Annotated in this window: 2 protein-coding genes; one reads left to right on the top strand and one right to left on the bottom strand. The window is 66.3% G+C overall.

The features are described 5' to 3' along the window. Window positions 1–97: 97 nt before the first annotated feature. Window positions 98–793, top strand: a complete 696-nt coding sequence (gene pyrF / locus ACWD6R_RS40645; RefSeq protein ID WP_451823356.1) for an orotidine-5'-phosphate decarboxylase — start codon at window positions 98–100, stop codon at window positions 791–793. A gap of 25 nt (window positions 794–818) precedes the next feature. Here pyrF and ACWD6R_RS40640 read toward each other — a convergent pair. Then, window positions 819–1,160 (bottom strand): transposase (locus ACWD6R_RS40640; protein ID WP_451823355.1); only part of this gene is annotated, 342 nt, incomplete at its 5' end.

The raw sequence follows: 1,160 nt of genomic DNA, 5'->3' as shown, positions 1-1,160 counted from the left end.
CTAGTGCTGTGACCGGGAAGGTTCACCGGGTGGGCGGTCGGTGATGTCGGGGCAACCTGCCCGTGGGCCGATCGGCCTGGTGGGTGACAATGGCGCTGTGGAGTCAGCCAGTCGGATCATCGTTGCTTTGGATTTCGACAGCCGTCGAGCGGCTGAGGCGGTCGTTGACCGTCTGGGTGATGAGTGCCGTTTCTACAAGGTCGGGCTGGAGCTGCTCTCGGCGGCCGGACCTGATCTCATCAAGTACCTCGTCGCCAAGGGCAATGAGGTGTTCCTGGACCTGAAGCTCTTCGAGATCCCGAACTCCGTTGCCGGGGCGGTCCGTGTGGCAGGGACACTGGGCGCGTCGATGGTGACGGTGCACGGCATGGGAGGCACCAACATCATGGCCGCCGCTGTCGCAGCGGCCCGAGACTTTCCTCGCCTGCGTATCCTGGCCCTGACCGTCGTCACCAGCATGACCAGCTCCGATCTCGCTGACCTCGGGGTCAATGCCTCGACCGAGGAGCAGGTGCTGCGCCTGGCCCGGCTGGCGAATCGCGCTGGATGCCATGGCGTGATCGCATCGCCGCAGGAAGCCGCGCAGCTTCGGGATGTACTGGGATCCAGCTCCCTGATCGTCACGCCGGGAGTCACGCTGCCCGGTGAATCCCAAGGCGAGCACGCCCGACCCGGGACACCGCGTGCTGCCATCGCCGCCGGTGCGTCACACATCGTTGTGGGTCGGACTGTCACTCGATCCGCGGACCCAGTAGCCGCAATCCGGCTCGTCCGCGCCGACTTGGGGCAGTGACCGCAGGTAACTACCGCTTTGGTGGTCAGGCTGCTGCTGATGGGAGTGGTCGGCCGCCCCAGCGGATGCCCCGCTCGCTGCGGACGCGGGCGCGTTCGCGCCGCTGGGCGGCCAGTATGTCCGGGTGCCGAGCGTTGGCGTTGCGCCAGCGCAGGTAGTGGTGCAGTTCGCGTGTCTGGACGGTGTGGTTGGGGTGGTGGGAGTTGGCGAGGGTGAACTGCCGCAGGGGTCCGAAGTGCGCCTCGATGGGGTTCGCCCAGGAGGCGTTCGTCGGAGTGAAACACAGCTCGACCTTGTGCTTCTTCGCCCAGGCGCGGATCTTCGTCCCCTTATGGGCGGAGAGGTTGTCCAGGATCACGTAGATCGG

This window comes from Streptomyces sp. NPDC005151 (assembly GCF_053599875.1).
This window is presented reverse-complemented; position numbering and strand designations above follow the sequence as displayed.